We start from the raw sequence: 21,822 nt of genomic DNA, 5'->3' as shown, positions 1-21,822 counted from the left end.
CATCTTAATCATCATATTGATCACCAAAAACGTCCCGATAGGTTTTTCGTTTCGAATCAATATTGGGTTCTTTCACAATCCATTCCGGCATGTACAGCGTCTCAATCTGAGGCTCAAGGCCCCAGCGGTGATAGGCCAGCGCTGCCAGACCGGTGATCGTCATCGCAAACCAGTTCTGCGCATCAAAGGGATGATGCTGGCTGAAATAGTCTTTGTGATCTTGCAGTGCAGCCTGAAGCTTTTCGGGATAAGCCGTTTCCCGGTTAGGGCTGTACATGGCATGAATCAGCGGGATCAGCGGTAAAAATTTGTAATTAACCGCTTCCTGTCGTTCCTCATGGCCGACGCATTCAGGCTTAAATATTTTCTCGGCCGCATCCACCAGTAAAGCGTTCATGTCTGCGTCGGGGTACAGAATGCCTTTCAGCAGGTTAAGCATGGCTTTATCAAATGCCCGATTTGAAGGGCCGTTTTGCCTTGCATCCAGATCAATGTGCGCTTCATTCAGCTCACACAATTCATAGGCACCTGAATAGTCCTGCAATATCAGGCAGCAGGCAAACACCAGTACCCAGTCATCCAGATTCAGGCGGAAGTCAGTTGGTTTGCCAAATCCATCATAATGGTGCTGGTTGATACTGAAGGGGACAAACTCCCCCTGATTAAATACCAGACGGTAATAGGCCAGACCATGATCCCTGAATGATTTTAAAAACCATTCGATCTGATCTTTCGGTGCCTGTTTCACGACAAGTCTGCCAAGAATCCATCGAAGGGATTCTTGCTTAATACCAAGGATATTTTGATGCCCTTCTGGTGCTATTCCTTCCAATGCTTCTGAAGGCATATCCCTAGCAATTAAAGGGTCAAGCCAGGAGTTTAAACGATCGCTGACATTCACATCAGCAGATACTTTATCCAGAATATGATGGCTGAGAGCATTGATGTTATTCAAAAGCGTCTTCCTTATAATCCACAGTGGTGCCATTGGCTTTCAGCGAGCCGTCTGGGTTTAGTTTGGTTGTGATTTTAATAAATGAAGCCGTCGGCGGTTTTCTATTCGTGTGTTCAGCTATCTTCTTGAGTGTTTCATTATGTTTTTCTAACAGGTCAGGCGCTACAGTATTTGCATAGAAGTTAGCCTCTTCGTTCCACTCTGTCATAGCTTTAATGGTATCAAGCGTGTGCTCCTTATGCCCCTGCACATAACAGTTACTGCCAATCACACGACAGTTGTCAGATGGATTGGAGCCTCCTTTATACTCGGCAAAAATGAGCCTTTCACTGCCGTCATCATGCTCAATCAGATAGATGTCGTCAAACTGGTCATTGGCCTTCTTGCTGCCGGGGTAGGAAGCCTGAAGTTTTCTCACGCGTTTCACACCGTTCTGACCTTCAACGAACAACTGGTTCTGAATCATGGCTTCACCCGTCAGTTTACCAATTGTGTGACTCAGATTGTTCATTTCGATGCTGGCATCCACAAAGGCTTCCTGCTGGGCTGGTGTTTCCTGATGCTTATTCGCTTCTTTTGTTGCTTTGGCTTTCTGACGCATTTCGCCTAACTTGGATACCGTCAATTCCTTTGGCTGACCGTTGACACTGTAGGTCGCTTTTAGTTCGCCCTCGCAGCTCGGGAAGCGGCAGGCATCCACTGGATTCATGGGCTTGCTGGTGTCATAACCATTGATAACGTCGTCTTTAAATGCTGGTGATACTTTGGTTGCATTGCCACTTTCAGGCTTATACCAGCCTCTGCCATGCTCATATTCCCAGCCGTTTCGGACATAGAACTCGAATTTACTTGGTGCTATGGTCACTTTTCCGACTGAATCGATATGCGCCTGATAAAGGTCTTTGATATCAGTGTCGGTCAGCTGTTCGACAGGCTTATTCGGCTTTTTGTTGCCTCCGGATTGATTTGGATCACCACCTGAACCAAAGCCTGAGCGAGGGGCATCGTTGCTCAGTTTGTCCATCAGGTGTTTATCATTTTTCACCATTCGGAGAAGATCTGTCAGTTGTGCTACACCTTCAGACGCATCCATTTCACTGTACTGGCCATTCAACAGCTCAAGCACTTCGAGGGTCGACATTGCAAGAATGGTTTTCTTCCATCCAGCAATTTGTTTAACCTTATCAAGCGCACCCTCTTCAATGGAATTAACTGCATTGTCATACGCAATTCGTTTAAGTTCTTCTGTCGCTTTTTTCCTGTCCTCTGGATTATCAGATTTCAGGAGTTTAAAGACATCGCTTGCTGATTGTAATAGATCGGGCAATTCCACGATGGCCAGGTAAGCACTGGCGGCGATAGCCGTTGTGTAAAGGGTATCGGCAAGTAACCAGAGGAGGAATGCAGCATTATTTTCTGCCGCGTTTCCAGCGGTTTTCATTCCGGCTTCGACATCACCCTGAGCAGCAAAAATCATAAGGCCGCTCACCAGCCTGGAGATATCGGCCCCCATCTTTTGCAAACGAACAATTTCTCTATCGAATTCAACCTTAGAGATTTGTCCGTTTTCATTCTGCAGTTGGGTCAGGACTTTCGCGGCAAATGCTTCAGTGCTGCCTTGAATATTATCGATTTGCTCTTTATATCCAATATCTTCCTTATATTTTTCAGCAATATACTCGCCAATGACGCCACCTGCGGCACCGCTCATACAGCCGGAAAGGGTTTCTTTTTTATTGGCACTATTGATGCTATTCGTCAGCGACCCTAAACCACAGCCCAGTGCGGCATGCGCAATATATTTGGCGCCGACAGAGATTGGATCAATCCCGGTTTCTACAATCCTGCCGCTTTCGTCGACACGAATACCCCGGCTAGCTTCACCAATTTGGTTGGCTAAGCTCTTTCCTAGTACATTGACGGTTGAGCTGGCAATGGCATAGATAACAGTTTCATCTATGTCTTTTAAGCTGCGTAGCCCGTCACCGTCTGCCAGGCTTTCTAACTGGGATGCAACAATAGTATGGAAGACTTGCTGGGTGGCTTGCTCAGCGATAGTGCCGATCATGCCATTACCCAAAATATCGGAAGTTGCGCTACTGGCGTCATTGAACAGAGAGGTATCCAGTTGTTCTAAAACACCAGCGGTGACTGCGGCAAGGGCGACTGATTTGATTGTTTCAGAACTCGCCATTTGGTCAAGAGTGGACTTAATGTCAAATCCATTCGCTAATAAAGAAGCAGAAGCCTGGAATGCAAGGCTATTGATTGCGGCAGCCATGACAGTGTTGGTGACTCCCATGACACCAGCAACGCCGGCCCCTCCGGTCGCTACCGCAACAGCCACAGCCAGAAGAGCCATTGCTGCAGGGGTTAAACCGCTTTGATCATAGTCCCACTCATCCAGAATGAGTTTTACTTCCTGCCAATTTACATCCGGGGAATCTTTCACTTGCTTCAGCCAGCTCATGCCTTCAGTGGCAGACATTTGATCGATGTAGCTGTCTAAATCGACATACTGCTGGTTGGGCAAAGTAGGAAACTCAACTTTGATGCCGTGTCTGGCATCCAGCATTAAACCGCCTTGGGTTCTGAATAGGTTGTAATAAGCGACTTGCTTTTTGAAACCGTTCCCTTGAAATCTGAAGCTGAGCGATCCTTCATAGGATTCTTCGTAGCTGTAAACATGGCTGGCGAGTTCCAAATCAAAATCGATATTGTCAGCAATGATTTTGGTGACGCCCTGACTATCTACTTCAACAGCACGTAACGTAACCGGACCCACTTCAGTATTTAACGTGATGTCATTTCCAGCGCGCAGAAGTGTACGAACAACCTCTGCACGTTGTTCACTCTCAGCTGTTTTTTCCTTGGTTCCGAAAACACCACCTGATTTACTTTCGAAAGTTTTACTCCAACTGAATTGATCTTGTGCTGCAGTCAGATAAATGCCTTCACCTGCAAGTAGTTCAAGCATGCCTTCACTTTCAATAATTGCGCCTTGTGTAATGATCTTCTCATTGGCAATTATTGAAATAATATCTACTGCAGACAGCCTTGTTTGCAGGTTCACCAAAGACTGACTGGAATCCGTCCATTTCTTACCGGATTGCGCATGTTGCTGACGAACTTCCTGTGTTAACAGTTGGACGCTGCCACCGGCATTGATATGGAGTGTTCCTTGTGATTCAAATTGCCCGCCTTTGCTGATTACATCACCTGCAGTGGTGAGGTTGAGCGAGTTTAAACCGGTTATTTTGGCGAGATTCCCGGCTAGTTCAGAGAAGCCGTGTTCATACTCGTGGCGGTAGACCAACGTTTCGTTTTTTATGGCATTGGCAATCAGCTTGGTATCGCGGCCTTGAATCGTACCTGAGTAGTTTTCGATGTTATTGCCTGCCTGAATTTTCAGGCTTTCCTGAGCTTTTATATTGCCTTTGTTGTTGATGAAATCCTGTTTGGTTTGAATGAACAGGTTCCGTCTGGCAATGACATCGCCACCATTTACCGTGAAGCTCCCCGTATTGATCACACCATTGCCAACACTGAAGGTGGTTTTATCAACTTTATTGGTCGCAATCGTTGTTTTCGACAGGTATACAAAAGGAATGACAACTTTCTTTCCTGTCGATAATGTTCTGAATTCCGGCCAGATGACATCACTGGAAATACTGTCAATTTGCGCTGAAGTCAGGTTCTGGCCAAATTTGTAGCCTTTTTCCTGCATCAGGGTCAGAGCATTATCATAAAGTGCTCTGATCATGCCATTGTAATTATCATAATCACCTTCGCCGACGATATAACTTCGGTTCAGAAGTTGGTTGAGCTGAAGACGTACGACATCACGTTCAACATAAGGTGTCCCAATAAATAGCGGTTTCTGGGGAGCGACAGGGATAATCGTTGTGATATCGCTAACACCAATCGGCACCCACTTCATACCATCGAATTGCTTCGGATATTGAGATGCAGCCAGTTGATAGAAATAGCTGAAACCATCAAAAATGTCAGCCAGCGGTGACATGAAGACTTCTTCGTAAAGACGATCTGAGACCTGACTGGTCAACTGATAACGTGCAGATGAATCCAAAGCTGACTGTAGTTTATTTACATCTCTTGTCAGTTGGATGTTGGCATAAGCTGGTAATGCCAGCTGCATGGGAATTACCCAGGTTAGAACCGAGGCGGTTGCTTTTCTCCAGACAGGCGTCTGCTTCATCTGAGGATGCATGGAATGTTTTTGGTTTTTCATTTTAATTGTCATCCCTGATTATTTGCCGAAAGTGATGTTGCCGGTCGTGACTTTACCGTTTGCGACATTGATGTTCGCTTTATTAATATCAAAAAGGGCAGGGAACTGACCTGTGGTTTCATCTTTGATGAGTTTATGTGAGGTGGTTGTCCATCGCTCTGTTTTGCGTTTGATACATGCACCCAAAACACGACGGGAACAATAACGGCGTGAATGGTGCGTCACTGTTTTTCTCACAATCTTTTCATTTAAGGCTAAACCGAGTGATTTGATTTCATTCAGTTTTCCGTTCGTTTTTCCCCAAATTTCAACGTTACTGGCTTCATTGAAAAATTTATTTCCATTGAAGGTGACGCTGCCAGCGACAAGGATTCGACCTACAGGGGAAAGCGCAGATACATATTGAGCTGTAGCATTTTCAGTTGTAGAGCCGTTACTGGTGCATTCTCTTTTGTACTGTTCTATAAATGTATTTGCTACACTCAGCATCCATGGGTCAGGTCCATTTATGAAAGAATCGATTCTTTCAGCTAGTGAAGGACAATGTTTTGGTGGGGTGAATGGGATTTTTCGAGTGTAGTGATGTGTGCTTCCTTTTATATAATAACGCTGATTGTTAATTGTTGGAGAATCAATCGACATATTTCCATTTAACACTTCCACAACACCAGAACCATTTTTGAATGAGTTTTTTGCCTGTGCGACTAATGCGTTTTCTGCTGAGATCGAGACTGAATTTGAGTCTGTGATTTCCATGTTAATTTCAGCGTTTTTATATGTCTTTCGTTGTTTTATATATGGGTTTGAATTTGTAATTTCTGGCGCACTCAATGAAATGTTAAAGCCAAAGATACTTGCTTTTCTTTCTGTTAGCGTCCAGTCACGAATAGAGCTATTGCTATTACAGCTGTTGATGAAGTTTTTTATCAGTCCGACACCGCTACCAATTTGGATCGTGTCATTTTTGATATACATACTGCGCGCATAACTTCTTCTGACGTCACAGCTCCAAGGTTCAACGATACCATTGATGATCGAGCTTTCGCTGGTTAATGCAACGTTACTACCCACAAGTAGCCCTTGATGGCTATTTTTAATATAGCCATTTCCATTAACATAGAGTGTTTCACGAGCAAATAACTCACCACCGAAGTTATTGACTATGTTTGCAGCAATCTTTATGTTATCTGCAATCATGAGACCTTTCATTGTAAGTGTTAGTTCAGCAGAGATCTCTATATTCCCTGCTTCAATGCTTTTATCTTTATATGACTCATCAGGGATTAAGGATATGTTGCTTGCTTCTAAAGTAGCATTGGATTTTGTACTTAAAGTATTGTTTTTTACAATCAACGAACCAAAGGTTTTTAAATGTATATTGCCAGATGGTATAATGCTGTTTCCTTGATAGGTGTCAACTAATGAAATATCGCCAATAGTCGATATGTTGCTGTTTATTTCTATTCCGGAAATTAAGTTTGTTGTTTGAATAAAGATATTTCCTGACAAAATAACACGGTTAATGTGCAAGGATGCACTGTCAGTTTGGCTGGCATTATCAATTGTGATATTTGATGAATGATAAGCCCATGTTGTATGACCTGTAATTAACTGAAGATTTCCTTGTGCTGCCGACAATGTGCCGGTGTCAGGGGCAAGATCATAACCCTGAGCAGAATTTTTATTCGCACGGGTGAAAGTATTGATTGGGCCGTTGACATGAATATCTTCTGCGAGCAGATCAACAAAAACGGCATCCTGAGTCTTCAGGCCAGAACCGATGATCTCCAGTAAACCTTGCTGGGTTTTGATGCTTGCCAGGTTACCGTGATTGAAAATAGGAGAGCCTGTCGCCAGAACAATACGTTTGGCATTTTTGAATTCACAGGAATCGCAGATAACACCGGATGGGCTGGCAATGATGACATCGCTGGATGGCCCTAATACTTCAACCTGACCAATAGCCAGTGGTTTGGTTGACATGTTGTGAATAACGGTAACTTGTGCGGGCTTGCTTTTTACGCCTTTATTGAGGATGGGATTATTAACCAGTAAAAGCCGTTTCACTGTTCTTCCATCAGTGCCAACTTGTACATGAGCGGTGCCATCTGAGCTTAAACGACCCATAAAGATGAGTGTTTCGCTTTCACTTGCTTCTGTGCCCTTCGAAGTGACGACTTTCGTATTCTGCGAGGTGAGTGATGCAAATGCTAAATGCGGCAGGGATAATGTGCTCGTGAGCAACATGATTGCTGCCCACTTGCTGTTGAATTTTCTTATCATAATGATGATATAACCTTACTGATTGCTTATTATTCTTGAGTATGATTTCGTTCTTAACTGCATGAAAATTAGTCAGATTCTCTGCAGTGCAAAAAGGAGAACGATAATACTTATCATTTTTCTTATAAGCAAGGTGGTTCATTTGAATTCAGTATATTTGTAGCCCTTACATTTGCATGTGAATTGAGTGAGTGTTTCTTGAGGCAAAACACAAAGACACAGACGTCTTGATGTCGCTCCAGATCATTTCCATTCGCTCTGAAGCTAAACATGATCCTGTCAGGCAGGTTATCTTTACCAATTAGTCCAAACATTGAGACAGCTGTTTTATGAAGGGCAGGCTTCACTCATATGAAGAAACGATGACAGTCGATCATCGAAACGTGTACAACAATAAGATGGCGGATGTACCGCTGATAATGATTTTGAATAAGTAACTGATGCCTGATGACAAAGTATTGAGTGAGCAGATGATGACTTAAAACGAATGGCAGATTCAGCCGATTATCGTGATTATAATGATTGATCCTTTTCTGGCTGTATAAGAAAAAAGTATTACTTTTCCTAAGTTTAGGTCAGAACTGATTTGGGAAGAATTTACTCGCGTAACAGAATCTTTGACTACACTTTTAGTTGCGAGTCAACTGAGTGGAGGAAAGGAGGATGTTAGCTGAACACCGGCAGTACCTGTTACCAGGCGGTAAAGGATACCATTTGGATGTGAAGGTTATACCTACTGGTTTTCTTGAAGTTGAAATCATGGAAGAGCACGATAAGTTTTTGGCTGAGTTTGAAGAACTTTCGTTTCTGTCAAATGGCAAAAAAACGGAGTTAGTTTGTCGAGATCATGTCGGTGGTGAATGTGTACGCTGGCAAGTGGATTTAGCGAGTGATGATGCCCGGGAGCTAGCTAAACTGATCGAACTTGCTGAGGATGAGTTTGAGTTGCTAATGCGTGATCTATGACGAATTATCAGCATCGAATTCTGCGAAACAAGCCCTGCTTCGGCAGGGTTTTTCGTTCTGCGGCTCATGAAAGCGTTGAGTTAAACGCAATCGGTTGGGCAATCGTTTCTTTCCGTCAACACTCTGTTTCTTACGGGCTTTGGCTTGTGGGTTGTTCAGGCGGTATTGAAGGTCTAAAATCCTTGTCACAAGATGCGAATAACGCATAAATCTACGCCCTACCGTAAAAGAAGAACATAATGAAATTAGAAGCCATTGACTTTACTGCTGACGATGCTCAAGAGCGTTTCGTTGAATCACTGCGCGAAACGGGTTTTGGTGTCCTGAAAAATCACCCCTTACAGCAAGAGCTGGTCAGCGCCATCTATCATAATTGGCAAGCATTTTTTGACTCTGAAGATAAATACGATTTTCGCTTCAACGCTGAAACGCAAGATGGATTCTTTCCGCCAGAGATCTCTGAAACCGCGAAAGGCCATAATCAAAGAGATATCAAAGAATTCTTTCATTATTACCCTTGGGGCCAGTGCCCTGACACGCTGAAAGACGAATTGCAGAATTATTATGCCCAGGCCAATGCGCTGGCGGCGACCTTGCTGTCCTGGGTGGAAAAGCACTCACCGGCTGACGTATCTGCACTGTATTCGCAGTCGCTATCCAGCATGATTGAAAACAGCGACAAAACTTTGCTCCGTGTTCTGCATTACCCGCCTCTGAAAGGGGAGGAAGAGCTGGGCGCTATCCGTGCCGGTGCTCATGAAGACATTAATTTGCTGACTGTGCTTCCCGCTGCCAACGAGCCCGGTCTTCAGGTAAAAGCGAAAACAGGCGAGTGGCTGGATGTGCCGTGTGAATTCGGTAACCTGATCATTAACATTGGTGACATGCTTCAGGAAGCGTCGGGCGGTTACTTCCCGTCAACGACTCACCGTGTGATCAATCCTGAAGGAGCAGATAAAACGAAATCGCGTATTTCTCTGCCACTTTTCTTGCACCCGAAACCTGACGTTGTCTTATCAGAACGCCATACCGCCGACAGCTACCTGATGGAGCGTCTGAAAGAGCTGGGCCTGATTTAATTCGGTCACCCTAATCAAAAAACGCCAGCTCAGTGAGCTGGCGTTTTTGTCTGGCACATCAAGGCTGAATCGATTCTTTGATCAGCCAGCATTCATTGCCTGCATGTTGGGGCATGGATATTGGGGTAGTAGGCTGTCATTACCGCGTAGCGATGCAAGGGTGTATTCGTGTGCAGTCGTTTGAGTGGGTGGTGAAGTTGAGTAATACCTTGAGAAAGATCAAACTGAGTCTGCAGTTGTCCTGTTAAAGACAATTCGCTGGGCAGCAGCTTGATGCCGTCCTGCAGATAGCCCTGAATATTAGCCGGCATCTGACCAAGCCACCAGGACGGAAGTTGTTTACTGGCTTTGCTTCGGTCAAACCAATGATCAGACAATAACAGTAAGTGATGATCACCGGTTGGCGTCAGTTGCCCCAGCGTCAGGCCGATAGCCTGGAAAAGCGTTGAACGCCGCGCCAGATTCGCGCTTTGAAGGCGGTGCGCGATAACCCACAGGGTTGTTTCTCGGGTCCGTATCCGAAAGACAGGAGGCATAATCACATCATCGCATTCCACTTGTTCAAGCGTGGCTGTCATGCCCTCCTTTTCCAGTGTCGCCAGAATACGCCGACACATCAGCCTGCCTAAATGGCGATCGCGCATGCCTCGGTTATGCACCGTGGGGTAATGTTGGGTACACAGCTGTAAACAGTCAGCCTGAAACTGTTCGATACTGACGGCAACTAACTCACTGATCAAAAACAGCTTAACCTCACGTGATCGGACTCGACATTGGTAATGGGTTTACCGCTCTATGATATTGCCAGAGCGCATAGCAGAAAAGGGTTATGTGCCTGAATAATCTGAACCTGTATCAAACTTATGCGTTTAGTTTGAAATTATATCCGTTTTTTCGGCATTGAATAGCCTGAAGCAGGAAGAGTTATGGGAGTGATCCTGTGTTCTACTGTGCTCACCGCGTCGAAACAGACAAGCGTGTGGTGACTAAATGTTGAGTAAAGGTCGCAGATCTGGCTGCCAGTCAGCGGCCAGAACGATGTTATCTCTCTTCAGAAGGCGTGTGCTGAGGAAACTTAGGCAACCACCGTTTTAAGGTTTTTCGCCTGAAACTCAATAGCATCAAAGCCCCGGCAATATAGAGTGCCGGTTCCACAATACCGGATTTCACCGACCAGTAGTAATGAACTGGTGCAAGCACAGCGACCAGATACACCCAGTAGTGCAATTGTTGCCAGCGTTTGCCTAGTTTTCTCTGCATCCTCTGGGTGGAAGTAATGGCAAGGGCAAAGAGAATTAACCAGCATATTGCGCCTATGGTCAGGTAGGGGCGCTCGATTATTTCGCTGGCCAGCAAGGACCAGTCCAGATTCAGATCCAGCAGCACGTAGACTAAAAGATGCAAGGCTGCCCAGGAAAAACAGTAAAGGCCGAGCACCCGACGCACTTTGACTAACGCGCCTTGCTTCAATAGTTTTGCAAGCGGGGAGACCAGCAGAGTGATAAAGAGTGTATTGAGCGCCGCTTTACCCGTAAAGTGACTCAGGCCCTGAACGGGATCCGCACCGAGCCGGCCGTTCAGAAGCTGAAAAGTCAGTATCGCCAAAAAGCCTAACGACATCAGATGAATCAGCGCTTTTAACGCAGTAATGTGAGCAGGCTTAAGCCGGATACTTTGCAAGGTGAGCGCCATTTTCTGCATTAAAAGAATTTCCTCAAATCCATTCCTTTATAAAGCCCTGCAACTTCAGAGGCATAACCATTGAATGGCAGGGTCGGTTGACGTCGGCTGCTGAACAGGTTGCCCTCGCCAATAAAGCGTTCACTTGCCTGGCTCCATCTTGGGTGGTCCACTTGCGGATTCACGTTGGCGTAGAAACCGTACTCATGAGAAGCGAGCAGGTTCCAGGTTGTTGGCGGTTGCTTATCCGTCAGTGTTATTTTGACGATAGACTTAATGCTTTTAAACCCGTATTTCCATGGAACCACCAAGCGGAGTGGCGCACCGTTTTGCGGTGCCAGCGTTTTCCCGTATAAGCCGACAGCAATCAGAGTTAAAGGATGCATCGCTTCGTCCAGACGCAGGCCTTCAACATACGGATAATCTATCCCGCCGCCCAACCGGCGAGATGCCTGTCCCGGCATCTGTTTCGGGTCATACAGTGTTTCGAAAGCGACATATTTTGCGTTACTGGTTGGCTGCGCATATCTCAGCAGTGAAGCCAGCGGGAAGCCGATCCAAGGCACGTTCATCGACCAGGCTTCGACACAACGCAGCCGATAGATGCGCTCTTCAATCGGGAAGCGTTTAAATATGTCGTCATAATCGAGTGTGAAAGGACGGGCAACCATGCCGCTGACATCCACTTTCCATGGGTCGGTCACAAAATTGGCTGCCCGGCGAGCTGGATCAGACTTATCGGTACCGAACTCATAAAAATTATTATATTTCAGTATTTTGTCTTCAGGTGTTAAAGACAGGTCCGGGTGAAAACGTGTGGAGTCGGGGGCGTTGAGCGCCCGTCGGCGATCCGGTGTTTTTTCGTCATCACCAAAAATATCAAAGATGTTGGCCTGGGCTTGCGTGGCTAATGGCAGTGTTGCCAGGGTAATCCCCAGCTTTTTGAGAATGTCGCGGCGTTGGTGATAAACCGACTCTGGTGTGACATCACTTTCCTTCAGTTGCCAGGGCGGGGTTGATTTAATACGCATGTGCATCCCTTTGAGCGGTATAAATTTACTGACGTGTTACAAGAGACCTGAATCAATCTGAAAAATTTCATCCGCACGGATGTTAATAGTTAGAAAGCCAAGTTGCCGGTGTTTGCAAGAACCGCCGGACTGTTATTGAGTGATATGGCCAGTTTTTACTAGCAGCAGACAGCCATCTTTGGTTGCTGGCTGATGAGAGCTGCCCGGCGGAGTTCGCAGCCAGAAGCCTTCACCATACTCTCCCCATTCATCATAAAAACTGCCAGCAAGGATATAGACTTCCAGGCCGCCGTCGTAACTTTGTGGCGGTAGCGTTGACCCCGCGTGCCATTGCATGATGACAGTGCGATCTGAACCAAAGCCATGCAGCGGGAGCACTGACTGGCCGGGATAATGGCCGGGCTGCCATCTGGCGTTATGGGTATCAATCCTGAGCGGTTCCCTATCGCCTTCCGGAAACATGTTCAGTTTGACATACAAGGTACAGCCGCTGTCGCTGGCTGGCGCATGGCGGGTTTTTGCCGGGTTACGGATATAGGTACCAGCCGGGTAGTGGCCAAACTCGTCCTGAAAGATACCGCTGACGACAAAGATTTCTTCGCCGTTTGGATGGTAGTGGGCTGAAAAGTGCGTGTTGGGTTCATAACGGACAAGGCTGGTGACTTCACCCGACTCTTTCGCCTCCCGTTCAAGTGGAATACGCCACACGCCTGCTGCCGGGGATGCCATCCAGTGCTGTGCCTGGGTATTGATCACCACTCGTTTATCACGCTTCATGTTAATCGGCTCAAAGGGAGCCTCGGAGCTGGGCCTCATGGTTTCGTCTCCATGTGTAAGCTTTAGGCTGCTTCCTATAGTGTAGTTAATTCACTGCAGCCGGAAAGCTTGCTGAGCGTATCTCGTATCCTGACGGCTGAAGGCGACTGGCAGTATTTTTAAATGCATATTTTTGCATTCACGATGTCAAGCTGTGATGTAAAGCAGTAAATCTCAGACTTTTACGATTGACCTGAGCGGGATGCTTGCTATTCTAGCGAACACTTGTACGCCGAAAGACAGAGAATGACATGTCACATCCTAAGCCGCCAATCATCTGGCTAAATTTGATTATCTTTACCGTTACCTTTGCCATCGCTGCGATTGGTGCACCCCTTTATGCTTATTTTATCGGGTTTGACTGGCAGCAAGGGCTGATGCTGCTGGCAGCGTTCAGTTATTGCGGGCTGTCTATTACGGCGGGTTATCACCGCCTCTGGTCGCATAAGGCGTATGAAGCAAATGCCGCTGTGCGTTTTATCTATGCGGTTGGCGGCGCATTCGCGCTGCAAAACAGCATTCTGCACTGGTCATCTGATCACCGGATTCACCATCGCCATGTGGATAATAACGATGTCGATCCGTACTCCGCCAAACGTGGTTTTTTCTACAGCCATATCGGCTGGATGCTTCGTGAGTATCAGGCGCATCGCTACACGGATTACTCAAATTGCCGCGATTTACAAAAAGATAAGATCGTTATGTGGCAGCACAAGTATTACGTACCGCTGGCTGTGGCGACGAATGTAGGCATACCACTGCTGTTTGGCTTTTTACACGGCGACATCTGGGGAGCGTTGCTGCTGGTCGGGGTTGTTCGTCTGGTGCTCAGTCACCACACCACCTTCTTTATCAATTCTCTGGCTCACATCTGGGGTTCGCAACCTTATACGGATAAAAATACGGCGCGGGACAATGGCTTTCTGGCTTTCCTGACCTTTGGTGAGGGGTATCATAACTACCATCACATCTTTGAAAATGACTACCGGAACGGGATTCGCTGGTGGCAGTTTGACCCGACTAAGTGGCTTATAAGAAGTCTGTCCTGGTTAGGTCTTGCCAGCAACCTGCGTACTTGCCCGGAAGATAAAATTGAAAAGGCGAAGGCGACTATGGTGCTTAAACGCATTCAGTCCCGCCTGAGCACCGGGCCGGATAGCAGGGTTGTGTTGCAAAAAGTGGAAGCCGAGTATGACGTGCTGATACAGAAAATTTCAGAGTACTACGCAACCCGGAAACAATTGCTTGAGGTGAAAAGGCAGGCGCTTCGCGAACAGTACGACAATCTGGATATTGTGAAGCAATATCAGGAAATAAAGGCCCGGCTGGAACAACAGCGCCGTGACTGGAAATTACTGACAGCGCAATATGCCTGAGCCTGGATTGAGTGAGCAGAAAAGCGGGCAATGCCCGCTTTTTTTGTATGCATAATTCTACATGAGTCCCATTGCTTACAACCCACCGCCACTTTATTGACGTAAACCTGACCTGGTAGTTGCAGGAGCTGGGTACACTGACAGTCAAACTCAGAAAGTGATCAAAGCTACATTTTGTGTCATATATAAGAAAATCACAGTCACTTACTGAGTAAAGATCAAACTTTGCCATAATAATTAAGGTTCTGTTGCCAAATTTTTTGGGTGGAATATCAACTGACTCTCAGTTGCTTATGTCAACAGACTTCATCGATCTGGAGGCTTTCGTGTATCGCTCATTACTTTGTACTCTGATTGGCCTGGCTTCAATGGGTGCGAATGCTATTGAATACCAACTCCCTTCTGACGGCAGCAAGCTCGTCGGAGCTGTGGAGTATTACCAGGTTCCCGAGAATGAAAAAGAGAGTATCGCTGATATCGCTAACCACTTTGACGTGGGTTTTTTAGCCGTGATGGAAGCGAACAAGGGGGTTGACCCTTTTCTGCCTGAACCCGGTACAATGCTGACCATACCGACCAGGCTGATATTGCCTGATGTTGCACATGAAGGCATAGTGATCAACCTTGCTGAATTACGTTTATACTATTTCCCGCCGGGTAAAGATTCTGTCTATGTGTTCCCAATCGGTATCGGCCGTATCGGCCGGGAAACACCTGTGATGACAACGTCGATCAGTCAGAAAATTGTCGGCCCGACCTGGACACCTACGGCGAATATTCGTAAAGAATACCGTGAAGAGCGCGGTATCGAACTGCCGGCAGTTATTCCGGCTGGCCCGGATAACCCATTAGGTGAGTACGCTATGCGACTTGCTCACAGCCGCGGTGAATATCTGATACACGGTACCAATAAAGACTTTGGTATTGGTATGCGTGTCAGCTCAGGTTGTATTCGTATGAACCCGTGGGATATTGAGTGGCTGTTCCCGCAGATTCCTAAAGGCACCAAAGTGCGGGTAATCAATCAACCATTGAAAGAAACCCGTGAACCGGATGGTAGCTTGTATGTTGAGGTACATCAGCCATTGTCGAAATCGGAATCTGAGGCGGGTCAGGCTAAAGTTGTGAAACCAAGTCGTGCGCTTGTTAATGCTGTCGAAAGTGATAAACAAGCTATTTCGCGTTTGTCTCAGGCTTTACAATCGCAAGAAGGCGTACCTATCGCGATTGATTAATAACATGGTCACACGGGCTGCCGGGCAGCTTGTGTGATATATCTCGATACTGTACCTGTTTTACTGAAACCAAAATTCAGACATAAAAAAAGAGTGGAGCTAATAGCTCCACTCTTTTTGTCGTTTGTATTACTTACGATACGAACTAGCCATGTTGTCAATACGCTGGTTAGCACGCATTGCTTCCTGGTAAGCAGCATCTGCAGAAGCACGAGCGTCGTTAACGGCGCCGGCCATCTGATCTTGCTGACTTTGCAGTGCACCCACTTGGTCAGAAAGCATGTCTACTTTATTGGTTAGTTGTTGCATCTGATCTACTTCATCTGAGCTGGAACAGCCAATCAAAGTTGCACTCAGAATGATACCAGTAAGGATAGATAATGAACGGTTCATTTTTCTTTCTTCTCCTTTGTTTTGCCACTACAGACCGAGTGTAAAAATTTATCAGTCGGCAGAATTAGTATGGCATATGTTATTCAAATTGCTCATCCAAGAAGCTTTTTTCCCAAAAAAAATTCTCTCAAAGACGAGAAAAAGCCCGTGAACGACAGCAAGAATGCGGCCTTTCGCCGTTTGAGTCAATGCACGCTATGTGAATGATATGTCAAATCTTCTTCATTATTTCTCAATCAGGAGACGTTCATTCCTGTCAATAGCGTCTACCAGGATATTGGGATTTAAAGTGTGAGGCACCTTTTCTAACAGGGTGCCGTCGGGTTTTAAAAGATAAAAGTACGAACTGTGATCGACGGAATATTCTAATGCTGAATCTTCCTGCTTGGTTTTCATAAAGAGGACGCCATACTTCTTCGCCAGTAATTGGGTTTGTTCCATAGTCCCCGTCATGCCTGTAATATCTTTATGGAAATATTGCGCGTATTGAGCACTTTTTTCAGGTGTATCCCTTTCTGGATCCAAAGTAATAAAGACAGGCCAGACTTTATTTAATTCATCCTGGGAGATGGCTTTCAAAGCGGCCCCCAGAATAGCCAGTGATGTAGGACAGACATCCGGGCAATGCGTGAAACCAAAGTAGACAACGCGCAGGCGGTTATCATTGGTATTGAACAAGTCGACAGACTCTTTGCCACTCTCGAGCTGGCCGCTTGACTGCTGAGCTTCTGCGACGCTGTCGTCATGGCTGTCTACGAGGTAACGGGTGGCCAGGCCAGCAATCAAGGCTACGGCCAGAATTATCCATTGAAATTTCACTGTGTCATCCTTAAGGAAACGTAGAGAGGTGTAAGGGAGCCGGAATCTGAGGTGATCTTGCCTTGCCAGGTCATAGCGTCCTGTGTACAGAAAGGCAGCATGAGTTCACCAGAAAAGCTGTCATCCGGTTGCCGGGTTAATTGTAGCTGATATTGTCCCATCATCATTTCATGACCTTCCAGGGTAAGAAGGAGGGTTGCTGTCTCTTTCGGCAGCTCAGGCCAGCGAATGGTCATTGTGGTAGGTTGCAGCGGGTGGACAATATTGTCGCTCAGCATGATGCTGGCATTGTTCTGAAGGCAGCTTGCCTGACTCAACTCACAGGCCTGTGCGCTGTCATAGATGGGTTCTGAGCGGATGAATGCCGGCAGCCACTCAATGGCGGCAAAGCCCAAGCAGAATGCCAGAATGAGCTTTACTGGCATTGACCAATGCATTGAGAAAAGCTTATGGGACATCGGTTTCTCGCGTAAGTATTTTGTTATCAGTTAACTGCGCTATGGTATCACGCTTTTTGTGGCGGTCGCAGTTGCGATAAAGAAAGGCTGCCAGATGGCAGCCTCAGCATTCACTCAGCGGCTAGTCTGCTGCAAATTTCTCCAGTCCCCACACCAGCACTATCCCGAGTAGCATGGCAATCACTGCATAGCTAAGGAGCGCTGGCTGGCCGGTAACCTGTTCAAAGCTAAAGGGTGACAGGTTGTGCTCCAGCAGGGGGACTTGTTCACCGCTGGAATTGGTGCGCCAGCTGATGGTTTCTTTCCAGGGCCAGACTTTGTTCAGTGTGCCGAGCATCAGGCCTGTCAGGAAGGTCAGCGTTAAATCGCGGTAATGACGAAGCAGCCAAGACAGAACATGAGAAAAGCACAGCAGGCCGATCACACAACCCGTCGCAAACAGTCCCAGAGTACCCAGCTGCAGCGATTTAGCCGCCGCGAGGATAGGGCCGTACATACCCAACAGCAGCAAAATAAAGCTGCCAGAGATGCCCGGCAGAATCATCGCGCAAATAGCAATGGATCCTGCTAATACTATGTTGATACTGGTCGGTGCCATATCAATAGGGTGAACAACCGTAATACCGTACGCAAATGCTGTACCGGCAATAATGCACAGAATCCGAGTCGCTCTCCAGTGCTGAACTTGTTTAAACATATGAACAGCAGAAATCAGGATCAGGCCAAAGAAAAAGGACCATAACGGGATCGGATGCGTATGCAGCATCCAGGTGATTACACGAGCCAGGGTGAGAATACTGGTGAGAATACCAGTGAGAAGCACAGTCAGAAAACCCGCGTTAATGTGGGTGAGAACTGCGCGGATTCCCTGTTTGCGCCACAGCGGGATCAGGCTGGGGTTGATGCGTCTGATGCTTTCCAGCAGTGTATCGTAAATACCGGTTATAAAAGCGATTGTACCGCCGGAAACGCCGGGAACGACGTCTGCTGCGCCCATCGCTAATCCCTTAAGAAATGTAAAAACGTTACTCATTTGATTCAGGTATAGTTGTTATGAAAGTGAAGGCATTATACCGACTTAGTGTCAAAACGGTATGAGCACTTTGTTGAGTTCAGGCGGAAAATGTAACGGCAGATGAGCCTGCCTGAAGTCTGTCACTGCCAGCAATTGGTAAATTGTCTCAAGATTCGATCATTATTTGCTGCTAATTTGCTTAACTCTAAAGTATGGGCCTGTGCGGTTCATATTTGAACAAAGGTGAGCAAGATGAAATGGAACAGTGTGATGTTATCGGCGCTGGTGGTTTCTGGAGTATTCGTCGCGAATGTTCAGTCGGAGAGTTTACTGATGTCTTATGACGAATATATGGAGCGGTGCACCGAAACATATGGCTCCGACAGGACAACCATCAGTGTCTGCGAAAATCAGTATCTGACTATGTATGCCAAAGATGAAGAGGTCACAGCGCAAGCTGAGACACAAGTGCCGGGCACTGCTCCCTCTTCAGATTCTTCAGAACCACAATCATCTGTACCTGAGACTGATACCGAGTAGCCGGAATAAACTCAGGTATTCGTTGCCGCATTCAATGGCAGAGTAACGGCGACAGTGACACCCAAACAATCATGGCGGTTTTTGATTGCGATTTGCCCTGCGTGATAATCCACGATCAACCGTGCAATATACAGACCCAGACCGAGATGTGGTTTGTCCTGATGTGCCTGACTGCGTACCGAGACCATTGAATGTAACAGTTGGTCGGCCATATCATCCGGTAATAGCGGCCCCTGGTTGCTGACAGTCAGAGTGGCGTGCTTGTCAGTTTGTGACAGTGTGACGTCAATCTGGCTGTTCGGTTGGCTGAATTCAACAGCGTTAGCTATCAGTTTATCCAGCAGCTGAGCCAGAAAGTCGGGGGCACCTGTGATACGGACCGGGGTGTCCGGCACCTGCACCTGGAAGTCTTGCTCAGCAAAGGCGAACTGATAACCTTGCATACAGCCGCTGATCAAGTCATTTAGCGTAAACTCTTCCATGTCTGCACCCTGCAGGCTCTGCTCGATACGGGTTGCTTCTGTCATGCTCGATAAAATCGTGCTCAGTCTTCTGATACCTTCCTGCGCCCGTTCGATATAGCGCTGTTCATCATGATTGAGGCTGGACATAGAAAGGTTATCCAGTGAAGAGCGGACGACGGCAACGGGTGTGCGCAGCTCGTGTGACAGCCGCGAAGACAGGTTTTCCAGGTAATGATTGTATTGTCCGAGCCGGTTAACCATGCTTGCCAGGCTGCGGGATAAATCACCAACTTCATCTTTTGACGATGACGCAGTGATTGCTTCGCGAATCCGGCCCTGAGCATCTATCGATTGCTCTGCCTGATCGCGTAACCGCCGGATACGGCCTGAGAGGCTTGAGGCAAACAGGAAAAGAATAATGGCAGCGATGATGATGATCGCCAGTAACACGTTGAAGAGTTGTTCCAGAGCCCGGTTTTTCAGGGTCTGAACTCCCTGGGTTGACTCTTCGGCGACCACGGCTCCCATCACTTTGTCATCCAGCCAGATGGGGTAGGCGGCGGACAGAATCATTGCTTTGCCGTCACTTGATGGCCGCCAGTGGGCGTAACCGCGTCCCTGCAAGGCTTGATCAACATTGACGCCTGTAATCAGTGCGGGATCGGCGGGCTTGTCGTCGAACGGGACAGGCTCTGATAAGAGAAAGGTGTAATAAAGCGGGCGCAGTAGGTGTTGATCCAGCCAGGAGCCTAAACCATATTCCTCTTCATCATAACGAACAGATGTTGCCCACACCCCGTCTGAATGCTGAATGTCGCCAGATTGCGCTAACACACGCTGATGTCGGTCCAATACCCAGATACGCGAACTGCTGTGCCCCATGCCTTTGACTATGCGCTCAATTTCCGGTGAGGGCAGCAGCACTGTACCCAAACCAGCCGCCGTTTTGCTGTTGGCTGTGCCTATGATGGTCTCAACATCACGGTGGGTATCGTGGTTAACATCATAAACAGACACCGACAGCCGTTGGCCGAGCTGTGACAAGGGCATGCTGATTTCCAGTGAGTAGCCATCCTGCCTTGGTTGCCACTGCGCTGTAATCAGGTTCGTGGCAGAGATCAGGTTTGGTTCGTCAAGCTCATCGGTGATCATCCAGGCTGAAGTCTGGCCATCTTGTTCAAGTGCAATCAGATAACGTTCGAACTCACCCTGTGGGGTTGTCAGTGCCAATATCAGATGATCGTTCCTGTCGACCTGATGACTGTTGGCACGGCGCAAAACGGTGTGTCTGTCCTTCACTTTCATGGCGGCATAAAATTGCTGGCTGTGTCGCCCGGCAATCAGATAGAAATCGGTTTGGCCCTGCTGGTAAGGGCGCTGGCTGAATCGGACATACTGACGTCCGTAGTAATGCATCTTGGCATCAAGATCCTCTGGCCAGTCTGCCAGGCTTCCGTCAATGGTAATTGAACCGGGCAAATCATAGATGTATAAATCGCGGCCATGCTGAACACGAGGCAGAAAACTGGCTTGCTGGCTGAACAGCGCAGGCCGTTCGTTCAGCGCGGTGGCAATGGCTCTGGCTGTGCCAATCAGAGTTTGCTCTTGCCCCTGACGGAGCAGTTTTTCCATTTCGAGAACAAACCGATACCCGAACCAGGGCAGGGTGAGCAACAGGCTGGCGATGATAACTATCTTTACGCGAAGACCTGCGGTGAGTCGTGCGGTCAGGCTCCCCATCGGTATCCCATTCCGTAGACAGTATGAATATGATCAAAGTCGGCATCATGCTGGGCAAACTTTTTGCGTATCCGCTTGATATGAGACGTGATGGTACTGTCATCGACCACGACGTGGGCATCCTCCATCAAATCCTGACGACTTCTGACATGGCCCGGACGTTTCGCCAGCGCGTACACCATCCAGAACTCTGTCACAGTCAAATCAATGTGTTGCTCCTGCCAGAAGATCTGCATTTTGTTCTGGTCAATGGTCAAAGCTCCCCTGTGCAGCAGTGTCTCTTCTGTGGCGGGGGCAGACATCAGCTCACTGCGCCGGAATAGCGCGGCAATTCTTGCCATTAAATGGGGCAGGCTGATGTCTTTAGTGAGATAGTCATCTGCCCCCATCCGCAGTCCGCACACCGTATCGAAGTCGCTGTCACGTGCAGTTAGAAAAATGATGGGTACAGTGGGAGACAGGGCGCGTAACGACTGACAAAGTGCGAATCCGCCATCGATTTCATGGCCTAAGCCGATATCAATGATGGCCAGATCGGGCAGTTTGAGTTCGAACGCCTGCTGGGCTTGCTGGCGGTCTGCGTAACCCTGCACTTTGTAACCGTGCTTTCTCAGCACATCCATGTAGTTTTCCCGAATTGCCGCTTCGTCTTCAACAATGGCTATATGTTTCATTGATTGCTTCATCATTCACCTTGGAGAAAACTGACTATACCTGAAC

18 protein-coding genes are annotated in these 21,822 nt (G+C 47.3%); 5 read left to right on the top strand and 13 right to left on the bottom strand.

Going from position 1 to position 21,822, the window contains the following annotated elements; genetic code table 11:
- Positions 1–4: 4 nt before the first annotated feature.
- The 3 genes from Q4491_RS12410 to Q4491_RS12400 are packed head-to-tail and all read right to left on the bottom strand — an operon-like array spanning position 5 to position 7,490.
- A complete protein-coding gene (locus Q4491_RS12410; RefSeq protein ID WP_303457843.1) occupies positions 5–955 on the bottom strand; it encodes an Imm49 family immunity protein in 951 nt (316 codons plus the stop codon).
- Positions 948–5,207, bottom strand: a complete 4,260-nt coding sequence (locus Q4491_RS12405; RefSeq protein WP_303457841.1) for a DUF637 domain-containing protein — start codon at positions 5,205–5,207, stop codon at positions 948–950. The genes Q4491_RS12410 and Q4491_RS12405 overlap by 8 nt, the downstream gene beginning before the upstream one ends.
- 18 nt (positions 5,208–5,225) lie before the next feature.
- Positions 5,226–7,490, bottom strand: a complete 2,265-nt coding sequence (locus tag Q4491_RS12400; protein WP_303457839.1) for a hypothetical protein — start codon at positions 7,488–7,490, stop codon at positions 5,226–5,228.
- Between the two features lie 663 nt (positions 7,491–8,153).
- Between Q4491_RS12400 and Q4491_RS12395 the strand changes: the two genes are divergently transcribed.
- Both Q4491_RS12395 and Q4491_RS12390 read left to right on the top strand, forming a co-directional pair.
- Positions 8,154–8,456 carry a hypothetical protein gene (locus Q4491_RS12395; protein WP_192013981.1) on the top strand — a complete coding sequence of 101 codons (303 nt, stop codon included), beginning with the start codon at positions 8,154–8,156 and terminating at the stop codon, positions 8,454–8,456.
- A 239-nt stretch (positions 8,457–8,695) separates the two neighbouring features.
- A complete protein-coding gene (locus Q4491_RS12390) occupies positions 8,696–9,535 on the top strand; it encodes an isopenicillin N synthase family oxygenase (protein WP_303457837.1) in 840 nt (279 codons plus the stop codon).
- 92 nt (positions 9,536–9,627) lie between these two features.
- On the opposite strand, the gene Q4491_RS12385 is transcribed toward Q4491_RS12390, so the two are convergent.
- From Q4491_RS12385 to Q4491_RS12370, 4 genes are all read right to left on the bottom strand, one after another.
- A complete protein-coding gene (locus tag Q4491_RS12385; RefSeq protein ID WP_303457835.1) occupies positions 9,628–10,275 on the bottom strand; it encodes a hypothetical protein in 648 nt (215 codons plus the stop codon).
- 301 nt (positions 10,276–10,576) lie between these two features.
- Positions 10,577–11,236: a protein-methionine-sulfoxide reductase heme-binding subunit MsrQ gene (gene msrQ / locus Q4491_RS12380; protein ID WP_303457833.1), complete on the bottom strand. Its 660-nt coding sequence runs from the start codon at positions 11,234–11,236 to the stop codon at positions 10,577–10,579.
- Entirely contained in the window at positions 11,236–12,246 is a 1,011-nt protein-coding gene (gene msrP, locus Q4491_RS12375; protein WP_303457831.1) for a protein-methionine-sulfoxide reductase catalytic subunit MsrP, read from the bottom strand. The genes msrQ and msrP overlap by 1 nt, the downstream gene beginning before the upstream one ends.
- A gap of 132 nt (positions 12,247–12,378) precedes the next feature.
- Entirely contained in the window at positions 12,379–13,062 is a 684-nt protein-coding gene (locus tag Q4491_RS12370) for a cupin domain-containing protein (protein WP_192013973.1), read from the bottom strand.
- A 251-nt stretch (positions 13,063–13,313) separates the two neighbouring features.
- On the opposite strand from Q4491_RS12370, the gene Q4491_RS12365 reads away from it, so the two are divergent.
- Positions 13,314–14,438 (top strand): fatty acid desaturase, encoded by a 1,125-nt coding sequence (locus tag Q4491_RS12365; protein ID WP_303457829.1) that lies wholly within the window; start codon positions 13,314–13,316, stop codon positions 14,436–14,438.
- Between the two features lie 368 nt (positions 14,439–14,806).
- Positions 14,807–15,673 carry a L,D-transpeptidase family protein gene (locus tag Q4491_RS12360; protein ID WP_225445016.1) on the top strand — a complete coding sequence of 289 codons (867 nt, stop codon included), beginning with the start codon at positions 14,807–14,809 and terminating at the stop codon, positions 15,671–15,673.
- 129 nt (positions 15,674–15,802) lie between these two features.
- Here Q4491_RS12360 and Q4491_RS12355 read toward each other — a convergent pair whose 3' ends face one another.
- The 4 genes from Q4491_RS12355 to Q4491_RS12340 all read right to left on the bottom strand — a co-directional run bounded on the left by Q4491_RS12355 (position 15,803) and on the right by Q4491_RS12340 (position 18,376).
- Entirely contained in the window at positions 15,803–16,066 is a 264-nt protein-coding gene (locus Q4491_RS12355) for an Lpp/OprI family alanine-zipper lipoprotein (protein WP_027251090.1), read from the bottom strand.
- A 225-nt stretch (positions 16,067–16,291) separates the two neighbouring features.
- On the bottom strand, positions 16,292–16,885 hold the full coding sequence (locus Q4491_RS12350; protein ID WP_192013967.1) for an SCO family protein: 594 nt from the start codon (positions 16,883–16,885) through the stop codon (positions 16,292–16,294).
- A complete protein-coding gene (locus Q4491_RS12345; RefSeq protein ID WP_303457823.1) occupies positions 16,882–17,310 on the bottom strand; it encodes a hypothetical protein in 429 nt (142 codons plus the stop codon). Before Q4491_RS12345 ends, Q4491_RS12350 begins: the two co-directional genes overlap by 4 nt.
- A gap of 154 nt (positions 17,311–17,464) precedes the next feature.
- Positions 17,465–18,376 carry a DUF368 domain-containing protein gene (locus tag Q4491_RS12340; RefSeq protein WP_237795957.1) on the bottom strand — a complete coding sequence of 304 codons (912 nt, stop codon included), beginning with the start codon at positions 18,374–18,376 and terminating at the stop codon, positions 17,465–17,467.
- Positions 18,377–18,610: 234 nt separating this feature from the next.
- On the opposite strand from Q4491_RS12340, the gene Q4491_RS12335 reads away from it, so the two are divergent.
- Complete coding sequence (locus Q4491_RS12335; protein ID WP_237795956.1) at positions 18,611–18,898, top strand: hypothetical protein; 288 nt, start codon at positions 18,611–18,613, stop codon at positions 18,896–18,898.
- Between the two features lie 11 nt (positions 18,899–18,909).
- Here Q4491_RS12335 and pdsS read toward each other — a convergent pair whose 3' ends face one another.
- Both pdsS and pdsR read right to left on the bottom strand, forming a co-directional pair.
- Positions 18,910–21,102 carry a proteobacterial dedicated sortase system histidine kinase gene (gene pdsS / locus Q4491_RS12330; RefSeq protein ID WP_303457818.1) on the bottom strand — a complete coding sequence of 731 codons (2,193 nt, stop codon included), beginning with the start codon at positions 21,100–21,102 and terminating at the stop codon, positions 18,910–18,912.
- Entirely contained in the window at positions 21,090–21,776 is a 687-nt protein-coding gene (gene pdsR, locus Q4491_RS12325; RefSeq protein ID WP_192013957.1) for a proteobacterial dedicated sortase system response regulator, read from the bottom strand. The genes pdsS and pdsR overlap by 13 nt, the downstream gene beginning before the upstream one ends.
- Between the last annotated feature and the right edge of the window lie 46 nt (positions 21,777–21,822).

The sequence above is a fragment of the Photobacterium sp. 2_MG-2023 genome (assembly GCF_030547675.1).
Classification (GTDB): domain Bacteria; phylum Pseudomonadota; class Gammaproteobacteria; order Enterobacterales; family Vibrionaceae; genus Photobacterium; species Photobacterium arenosum.
Note: the sequence above shows the minus strand (reverse complement) of the source record. Positions and strands in the feature narration are given on the sequence as shown.

Bases quoted from the DNA above. Each gene is read 5' to 3' on its own strand.
- Q4491_RS12405 (WP_303457841.1), bottom strand. From the start codon at position 5,207: ATGAAAAACCAAAAACATTCCATGCATCCTCAGATGAAGCAGACGCCT.
- Q4491_RS12400 (WP_303457839.1), bottom strand. From the start codon at position 7,490: ATGATAAGAAAATTCAACAGCAAGTGGGCAGCAATCATGTTGCTCACG.
- Q4491_RS12395 (WP_192013981.1), top strand. From the start codon at position 8,154: ATGTTAGCTGAACACCGGCAGTACCTGTTACCAGGCGGTAAAGGATAC.
- Q4491_RS12390 (WP_303457837.1), top strand. From the start codon at position 8,696: ATGAAATTAGAAGCCATTGACTTTACTGCTGACGATGCTCAAGAGCGT.
- msrQ (WP_303457833.1), bottom strand. From the start codon at position 11,236: ATGCAGAAAATGGCGCTCACCTTGCAAAGTATCCGGCTTAAGCCTGCT.
- msrP (WP_303457831.1), bottom strand. From the start codon at position 12,246: ATGCGTATTAAATCAACCCCGCCCTGGCAACTGAAGGAAAGTGATGTC.
- Q4491_RS12370 (WP_192013973.1), bottom strand. From the start codon at position 13,062: ATGAGGCCCAGCTCCGAGGCTCCCTTTGAGCCGATTAACATGAAGCGT.
- Q4491_RS12365 (WP_303457829.1), top strand. From the start codon at position 13,314: ATGTCACATCCTAAGCCGCCAATCATCTGGCTAAATTTGATTATCTTT.
- Q4491_RS12360 (WP_225445016.1), top strand. From the start codon at position 14,807: ATGGGTGCGAATGCTATTGAATACCAACTCCCTTCTGACGGCAGCAAG.
- Q4491_RS12355 (WP_027251090.1), bottom strand. From the start codon at position 16,066: ATGAACCGTTCATTATCTATCCTTACTGGTATCATTCTGAGTGCAACT.
- Q4491_RS12345 (WP_303457823.1), bottom strand. From the start codon at position 17,310: ATGCCAGTAAAGCTCATTCTGGCATTCTGCTTGGGCTTTGCCGCCATT.
- Q4491_RS12340 (WP_237795957.1), bottom strand. From the start codon at position 18,376: ATGAGTAACGTTTTTACATTTCTTAAGGGATTAGCGATGGGCGCAGCA.
- Q4491_RS12335 (WP_237795956.1), top strand. From the start codon at position 18,611: ATGAAATGGAACAGTGTGATGTTATCGGCGCTGGTGGTTTCTGGAGTA.
- pdsS (WP_303457818.1), bottom strand. From the start codon at position 21,102: ATGGGGAGCCTGACCGCACGACTCACCGCAGGTCTTCGCGTAAAGATA.
- pdsR (WP_192013957.1), bottom strand. From the start codon at position 21,776: ATGAAACATATAGCCATTGTTGAAGACGAAGCGGCAATTCGGGAAAAC.